Origin of the sequence: Streptomyces sp. DH37, from assembly GCF_029813835.1 — a bacterium.
Lineage (GTDB): Bacteria > Actinomycetota > Actinomycetes > Streptomycetales > Streptomycetaceae > Streptomyces.
Window position 1 is genome coordinate 1 of record NZ_JARVKV010000119.1, and the last position, 8,263, is coordinate 8,263.

Below are 8,263 nucleotides of genomic sequence, written 5' to 3' on the forward strand. Positions count from 1 at the left end.
GTGGTGGGCACCGGGTCACCGTAGGTTCGTGCTGCGGGGCGGTGGTGGGGGGCGGGGTGGGGGATGGCCACTTGCGGACACCGGTGCCACGGTGTGCGGTCGGTTGGGTGCCGGGGGTGAGGCAAGCGGAAGGGGAGTTGCCGCTTCCCGCGGTGGGGTGCATCTTGCTGACAGGGGGGCAGGGGTAAAGGTCGGATATTCTCGAAGAGTTGTAGTTCCCTACACATGATTTCGGCCATACTGCGGGGGACAATCTCACTGGGTGAGTCGCTCCGTGCGTGTCATTGTCCGGGGTGGTCTGCCGTGTGTGGGGCGCGAAAATAATTGCTACTTCAATAAAACGCCGGGCGGGTTCGGCGGTGACTGCGCGAGTCACACGGCAAGGCACCCGGGGCTGGTGTGCGCGGAAGTGAACACAGGCTCTGGATGATCATGGGGGGAAGCGCGCGTGACCAGTACGATGTTCGATCTTCCAGGTGTGGGCGGGCTGGAAGGGGGTGCCGACGGCGGTCATGCCGCGCATCTGGAGCAGACGCTGCTGCAGGCCCGCGCGCTGATCGAGTCGACGGTCTCCCTGCACCGGCGGCGGCCGGCGGCGGACGGCGGGGTGCGGCGTACCGATGCGGCGGTGACCGCGGAGTCGCTGCGGCCGCTGGTGGGCCGGGCGCGGCGTTCGGTGAGTGTGGCGCTCACCGGGTCGGTGGTGTTCGTCGAGGCGGTCCTGGAGTGTCTGGCGCAGGTGCCGCACGGGGTGGCGGTGCGGGTGTTGTGCACGCCCGCGGCCACCGAGGTGGCGCCCGCCCGGCTGCGGGGTCTGCCGGCGGTGCGGGTCTTCAGGCACGCGTTGTGCGAGATCGTGGTGGTCGACGGTTCGATGGCGTTCGTGCGGTCGGCCGGCGGTGGGGAGGGCGGCCGGGCGGCGGTGGTCACCGACACCGCCGCGGTCAGTGCCCTGGAGCTGCTCTACGCGGGGGCGTGGTCGCGTGGCCGGGGGCTGGTGGACCGTCTGGAGCTCAGTCCGCGGCTGCGCAGCGATTTCACGCGCCGGGTGCTGCAGCGGCTGCGGGCCGGGCACACCGATGCCGCCGCCGCGCGGGAGCTGGAGGTGTCGCTGCGCACCTACCGGCGTCATGTCGCGGAGATCATGCGGGAGCTGGAGGCGTCCTCCCGGTTCCAGGCCGGGGTGCGCGCGGTGGAGTTGGGGCTGCTGCCGCAGGAGCGGTGAGCCGGCCGTGGGGCGCGGTGCGGTCCGGGTGGGACGGCCGCGGGAACGAACTGCCGACGGGGACAGTGGAGTCACAACGTGTGCGGACCTCCCGGGGACGAGTTTGAGTACGCCCTTCTTCAGGTCAGGGAGCTGATCGAGTCGACGGTGGTCATCCACCGCGACCGCAATCGGCGCGAGCAGCTGATCACGGCGGTCACCGGTGGCCAGGGCAGGGTGCTGGAGGTGGCCGGGGACCTGGTGGAGCGGGCCGATCGGAGTGTGGACATCCTGTACTCCCGGGTGCCGGGCCCGGGCGAGGGGCCGGAGCAGGCCGGGTGGCCGCAGGGGGACCTGCTGCACCGGGCGCGGGACCGGGTCGCCACGCGGCTGCTGGTCAGTCCGGAGCTGGCGGGGGAGTCCCTGTCGCGCGGCCGGCCCGGTCCGGCGCCGGGGCCGGCGGTGCGGGTGGCCCGGCTGCCGCCGCTGCAGGTGTTCATCACCGACGCCACCACCGCCCTGGTGGTGGCCGGGTCCGCGGCCGGCCGGCGGGCCTCCCTGATCAGGGCGCCGGAGATGCTGCAGGTGCTGCACACCCTCTTCGAGAGCATCTGGAGCAGTTCGGTGCCCGCGCTGCGGCGCATCGTCTGCGGCGACCGCGACCGGACGGTGCTGATCCGGCAGATACTCGCCGCTCTGCGGGCCGGGGTCACCGACGAGGTCGCCGCCCGGGAGCTGACGGTCTCGGTGCGCACCTACCGGCGCTACGTCGCGGAGATCATGGCGCTGCTGGGCGCCAACTCCCGTTTCCAGGCGGGTGTCAGGGCCGCGGAGCTGGGTCTGCTGCCGCCGGTGAGGTCCTCCTGGCAGGAGGACGGCCCGCGGCCGTGAGGGGCGGGCTGGCAGCTTCATGAAACCGGCGTTGCCGCCGTGGCCCGCCGCGCAGTTGGATGGGGCGGCGGGACGGGCCCGGTCGGGGCGCCGCCCCGCCGCCGGCGGCTCTCCCCCCGTAGGCCGCCGGCCCGCGGGGATCCGCGCGCCCCGCCCGGCGTGCGGGTCCCCGCCCCCGGGGGGGCCTGCGCGCGCAGGCCCCCCGGCCCGGACGGGCGGGGCGGGGCGAGGAGGGGGTGGCCCCGCGGCGTCCCGTACCGATGAGCACCGCGCGTGAGGCGAGGAGAGCGCACGACCATGGCATCTGGCACCGACAGCATCCGGCTGTGCCGCCGCGCCGCGCCGGCGCGGTTGCGGCCGCCGCGTCCGCCGCGTCTCGGCGGCTCCCGCGTCCGCCGCGCCGGTGCGGTGGTCCGGCGATGACGACGGCGGTGCGGCAGTGGGCCAGCGGGGTCGGGGTGCTGGACAAGGCCTCGGCCCTGCTGGAGATCGTGGAGCAGGCGCCGGCGCCGCTGAGCGAGCTGGTCGCCCGCAGCGGTCTGGCCCGTCCCACCGCGTACCGGATCGCGGTGGCGCTGGAGCGGCTGGGGCTGCTCACCCGTGATGCGCGCGGGCGCTTCGTCCTGGGGCCGCGGCTGGGTGCGCTGGCGCTGGAGGCGCGCTATGACCGGCTGGCCCGGGCGGCGGATCCGGTGCTGGCCGGGCTGCACGCCCTGACCGGGCTGGACGCCCGGGTCCTGCGGCGCCGCGGCAGGCTGCAGGTCTGCGTGGCGGCCTGCGCGCGCGGCGCCGGCGGCGAGAGGGTGCCGGTGGGCACGGCCCGGCCCGCCACCGCCGGCGCGACCGCGCTGGTGCTGCTGGCCTGGGAGGAGCCCGAGGAGATCTGCCACGGGCTGCGCGGCGCCCGGTTCACCGCGGCCCAGCTCTCCCAGGTGCGCCGCCGCGGCTGGGCCCGGGGCCCCGACGTCATGGTGCCCGGTGAGATCGCGTACGCCGTGCCCGTGCGGATCGGGCGGGAGCCGGTGGTGGCCGCCCTGTCGGTGTCGGGCGCGCCGGGCCTGATGGAGGCGGTGGCGAGCCGGCGGCTGAGCGCGGCGGTGGCCGACTCGGCCGCCGCGCTGGGCGACGCCCTGCAGCGCGCCTCCGCCGCCCCGCCCGCCCCGCCCGGCCCGGCCGGCCGCGCGCCGGGCGGCCGGGGCGCGCCGCCCCGCTGACACCCGCCCGCCCCGCCCCGGCCGGCCCGCCCGCGCGGCGCGGCCGTGCGCGGGGGCGGCCCCCGGGGGCGGCCGGGCGGGCCGGGCGGAGGAGAGCACGGAAGAGAGGGCGAGGCGCCCCGACCCCGGCGCGCCCGGCCGGCGCGGGGTGCCGCGGGCCGCTGCGCCGCGGCGGGCCGGCTCCGCGGGGCGCCCCCGCGCCCGCGGGGGTGGCCGGCGGGCGGCCGGGTGCGCCGGGGCGCCGGACCGCCGCCCGCGGGGATGGTCGCGGTGGTGGTTGTGGTGGCGGCCGCGGTGGTGGCCGGTGGGCGGCGCCCGCGCCCGCGGTGGTTGTGGCGGTGGCGGGGGGCGGTGTCGCCCGGTGCCCTGTGGTGCCGGGCCCGGCACGTTCCGCCCTCCGCCCTTCTCCGCCCCGCCCCGACCCCCTTTTTCGGCCCGGTGGTGGCCGGTGCCCTGTGGTGCCGGGCCCGGCACGTTCCGCCCTCCGCCCTTCTCCGCCCGGGCCCGTCCCCCTTCTCCGCCGGGGCCCGTCTCCCTTTTTCCGCCCGGGCTCCTTCCTCTGTCCCGGCCTCTTTCTCCGCCGGGGCCGCTGTGTGGTTCGGGGGTTACCGTCTGGGGGTGGTGATCGTGAAGAGGACCAGCAGGACCAGTACCGAGCTGATCAGCAGCATGTTGTAGCCGAAGACCTCGAACAGCCGCAGGGATCCGGACAGGCGGGGGCCGCCCTGGGTGGACAGCAGCAGCATGCCCAGTACGCCGGTGAGTCCGCCGAGGAAGGCGAGCAGGACGTCGCGGACGATGCCCCGGATGAAGCGCCGGTCGCGTTCGTCGGCCAGCAGCCGCACGCTGATGCTGAGTCTGCCGTGTTCCAGTGCGCTGGTGATGCGTTCCGCCCGGCGCGGCAGCCGCAGCAGCATCGGCAGTACGGCGGCGGCCTCGTCCGCCAGGGACCGGCTCAGGTGCCGGGGGGAGAGCCGGCGGGTGAGTTCGTCGGCGGCGAAGGAGCGTGCTTCCTGGACGATGTCGAACTGCGGCACGAGCCGGTTCAGGGAGCCCTCGACGGTGGCCAGGGCGCGGAAGGCGGCGGCCACCTCGGGCGGCACGGTCAGGCCGTACTGGGCCACGAGTTGGAACAGGCTGGTGAACATCTCCCGGCCGGGGGTGGTGCCCGGGGTCAGGTGGCGGGCGGTGAAGCGGGCCAGCGCGCGGTGGAAGCGTTCCTCGTCGATCTCCTCGGGCCGTTCCACCAGTTCCAGCAGGGCGTCGGAGAGGGCCAGCGGATCGTTGCGGTCGATCGCCAGGAGCATGGTGCGCAGGCTGGAGCGGAGCATCGGGTCGATCCGGCCCACGGAGCCGAAGTCCACCAGGGCCAGCCGGCCGTCCTCCAGGAGGAGGATGTTGCCGGGGTGGGGGTCGGCGTGGAAGACGCCTCCGATCATGATCTGTTCCAGCAGGCAGGCGAGCAGGTCGCGGGCGAGGGCCGCGCGGTCCAGGCCGCGTGTCTCCAAGGTGGCGTCGGCCCGGTTCAAGGTGGTGCCCTCCAGCCATTCGAGGACCAGCACCCGCTGCCCGCACAGCTGTTGGTGGACCCGGGGCAGCCGCACGCGCGGCGCGGGCCGGCCGTCCGCGGCCGGCCCGCCGTTGTCGCCGTGCTCGCCGGCCGGGGCGGCGTTGGCGGCCACGGCCGCGGTGTTGCGGGCCTCGGTGCGGAAGTCCAGCTCCTCGCGGAGGGAGTCGGCGAATCCCTGGACCAGGGCGCGGGAGCCGACCGTGCGGCCCCACCGGGTGTGCCGCTCGAGCATGTCGCTGATGCGGAAGAGGATGTCCAGGTCGCCCTCCACGGTCTGGCGGGCGCCGGGCCGCTGCACCTTGACGGCCACCGCCTGGCCGTCGCGCAGCCGGGCCCGGTGCACCTGGGCCATGGAGCCGGCCGCCAGCGGCTGGGGGTCGAACTGGGCGAACACCTCCTGCGGCGGGGCGCCCAGTTCCTGGGCCAGCACCCGCTCGATGTCGGGCCAGGGTTCGGCGCCGACCTCGTGCTGCAGCGAGCTCAGTTCCTCGACGAACACCTCGGGCAGCAGGTCGTAGCGGGAGGAGAGCACCTGGCCGAGCTTGACGAAGGTGGCTCCCGCCTCCTCCAGCGCCAGCCGCAGGGACCTGGCCAGCTGGGCCTGGTCCTGCGGGCCGGCCGCGCCGGGCCGGGAGCGGCCGGTCAGGAAGCGGCGCAGGCCGTGCTGCACGGCGATCCTGCTGAGCTGGGTGTAGCGCTGGCTGCGCGCCACTCTGCGGCGCACCGCGCCGGGCCAGCGGACCACTCCGCGCACCGTGCCGCTGGGGACCGCGGCCTCGCTGACGGCCAGGAAGACCATGGCGGCCAGCAGGGCCGCGCCCAGCTGCACGGTCACCAGGGGGGTGTGGCCCGCCTCCGGGCCCAGCGGCGTGCCGACCACCGCCGCGGCCAGCAGCCCCACGCATCCGGTGAGCAGGGCGCGGACCCTGCCGATCCGCAGTCCGAGCAGCCGGCGGGCCACGACGGCCATGACCACCGGGCCGAGCAGGGCGGTGGCCGCGCCGATCAGGAGGAAGACGACTGGATTCACCCCGCAGATCGTAGGGACTGCCCCGCCGCCGCAGGAGGGCGGCGCCCCCGGCCGGGCGGCCGGGGGCGCCCCGGCCGGTCAGCCGCGGGGGGTGAGGGCGGGTTCGTGCGCCTGCGGCCCGGGGGCCGGCTGCGGCGCGGGGTCGGGCGTGGGGCGGCCGGGCCACCAGGTGCGGTGGCCGAGCAGGGTCGTCACGGCGGGGACCAGCAGCAGGGCCATCACGAAGGCGGTGAGCAGGATGCCGAAGGCCACGGCGAAGCCCATCTGCTGGAGCAGGCTGTTGCGCGCCAGCAGCAGGACGCCGAAGGTGCCCGCCAGGATGACGGCCGCGGTGCCGATGGTGGAGGCGGAGTGGACGATCGCCTGGCGGACGGCCCGGGCGGGGTCGCTGCCGCTTCGGACCTCCTCGCGCAGCCGGGCCACCATCAGGATGTTGTAGTCGGTGCCGATCGCGACGACGAACAGGTAGACGATCACGGGCAGGGTGAAGGACAGGCCCGTCTCGCCCAGGAGGTTCTGGAAGAGCCACACGGTGGAGCCCAGCGTCGCCACGAAGCCCAGCCCGACGGCGAGCATCAGGTGCCAGGGGGCGACGAGGCTGCGCAGCAGCAGCCCGAGGATCACCATGATCGCGATTCCGGCGGCCGGGAAGACCACGGCGTAGTCGCGGTGGGTGGCGTGCTCGATGTCGGCGAGCACCGCCGAGGTGCCGCCGACCAGGGCGCGGGTGCCCTGCGGGGCCGCGTCGTGGGCGGCGTCGCGCAGCGGCCCGGAGACCAGCTCGATGGCCTGGTCGCTGTCGGGCTTGTGCTCGAGCACCACACCGAACTGGGCGACGTCGCCGCCCGGCCCGAGGACCGCGGGCGTGACCTGCCCGAAACCGGCCGCGGCCAGCTCCTTGCGGTAGGCGGCGATCTGGCCCTGCTCCAGCCTGCCGCCGTCCTCGGCCTCCAGGAACACCCGGGTCGGGTCGGTCTGGCCGGCCGAGAAGCCGCGCTCCAGCTCCCGCATCGCCTGGACCGACTCCAGGTCCTTGGGCAGCGAGCCGGTGCTGTCGAAGACCGGGTTGAGGGCGAAGACGCCCGAGGCCAGCACGGCCAGCAGTCCGCCGGAGGCGGCGGCCACGGCGCCGGGACGGCGCGCGGTGAGGGCGCCGGTCCGGGCGGCGAGGGTGTGCCGCGGCTCCCTGCGCCAGGCCTTGGAGGGCCAGAACGCCTTCGCCCCCAGCAGCGAGAAGATCGCCGGCACCAGCGTCAGCGCGGCCACCAGGGTGACGGCGACCGAGATCGCCAGGGACGGTCCCAGCGCCCGCAGCATGCCCAGGGAGGACAGCAGCAGGGCGAGGAAGGCGACGATCACCGCGCCGGCGGCCGAGGCGATGGTCTCCCCGACCCGGGCGACGGCCTCGCCCATGGCGTCCTTCGGTTCCCGCCCCTGGCGCAGGAACTCCCGGTAGCGGAAGAGCAGGAACAGGATGTAGTCGGTGCCGACGCCGAAGAGCACCACGATCAGGATCGACCCGATGGAGGCGTCCGCCTGGAACCCGCCGGCCTCGGCGGTGATGGAGATCAGGCCGGTGGCCACCACGAAGACCAGGGCGATGACGAGGACGGGCAGGACCGCGATCAGCGGACTGCGGAAGATCACGGCCAGCAGCACCACGATCAGCACCAGCGTCGCCATCATGATCATGGCGTCGGTGTCGCCCGAGGACTCCTTGGTGTCCAGCGCCGTCGCCGCGGCCCCGGTGATCCCCATGCGCAGGGAGGTGTCCTCCAGCAGCGGCTTGGCCTCCTGCCGCATCTTCCCCACCGATGCGACCAGCTCGGCGTTGTAGGGGTCCTTGGTCGTGGCGATGATGCTCGCCAGCGCGATCTCGCCGTTGGGGGAGACCGCCTGCGGGCCGGTCTGCACCTTCCCGATCTTCTCCAGCCCCGCCTTCTCCAGCCCGGCGGCGACCTCCTCCACGTCCGCCAGGTCGGCCTCGGTCAGCCTGCCGCCGTCGGCGCGGCGGAAGACCATGACGGAGGCGGGCTGCTCCTGCTGCGGGAAGGCGCGCTCCTGGAGCTTGGCGGCCTGCACCGACTCGTAGTGGGAGGGGAGGAAGTCGGCCTGGTCGCTGACCGGCTTCAGCGGCGGGGCCACGGCCGCCGTGCCGATCGCCACGATCACCCACGCCAGTATGGTCAGCCAGGGATGTCTGACGGCGGACCGTCCGAGCCGTCCGAACATGGGGCTCCTTCGAGGGGGGAAGTCAAGGGCGCACCGATTGTCGTCCGCCCGTCCGCGCCGCCGGCCGGCCCCCGGCGCATCTGGCATCAAGTTGCCGCCCGCCCCCCCGGCCACCCCCGCCC

General features: G+C 75.3%; 5 protein-coding genes. 3 read left to right on the forward strand and 2 right to left on the reverse strand.

The features are described 5' to 3' along the window. Positions 1-448 precede the first annotated feature (448 nt). The 3 genes from QC029_RS29935 (at position 449) to QC029_RS29945 (ending at position 3,309) form a co-directional block, all read left to right on the forward strand. The gene (locus tag QC029_RS29935; RefSeq protein ID WP_279558991.1) at positions 449-1,225 is read left to right on the forward strand and encodes a DNA-binding response regulator; all 777 of its coding nucleotides are present in this window, start codon (positions 449-451) and stop codon (positions 1,223-1,225) included. Between the two features lie 78 nt (positions 1,226-1,303). Further along, positions 1,304-2,095, forward strand: coding sequence for a LuxR family transcriptional regulator (locus QC029_RS29940; RefSeq protein ID WP_279558992.1), 792 nt, complete (start codon positions 1,304-1,306; stop codon positions 2,093-2,095). A 419-nt stretch (positions 2,096-2,514) separates the two neighbouring features. Next, positions 2,515-3,309 carry a helix-turn-helix domain-containing protein gene (locus QC029_RS29945; protein WP_279558993.1) on the forward strand — a complete coding sequence of 265 codons (795 nt, stop codon included), beginning with the start codon at positions 2,515-2,517 and terminating at the stop codon, positions 3,307-3,309. A 605-nt stretch (positions 3,310-3,914) separates the two neighbouring features. Here the strand turns inward: QC029_RS29945 and QC029_RS29950 are convergent. Both QC029_RS29950 and QC029_RS29955 read right to left on the reverse strand, forming a co-directional pair. Continuing rightward, positions 3,915-5,909, reverse strand: coding sequence for an AarF/UbiB family protein (locus QC029_RS29950; RefSeq protein ID WP_279558994.1), 1,995 nt, complete (start codon positions 5,907-5,909; stop codon positions 3,915-3,917). A gap of 78 nt (positions 5,910-5,987) precedes the next feature. Then, positions 5,988-8,141: an MMPL family transporter gene (locus QC029_RS29955; protein ID WP_279558995.1), complete on the reverse strand. Its 2,154-nt coding sequence runs from the start codon at positions 8,139-8,141 to the stop codon at positions 5,988-5,990. Between the last annotated feature and the right edge of the window lie 122 nt (positions 8,142-8,263).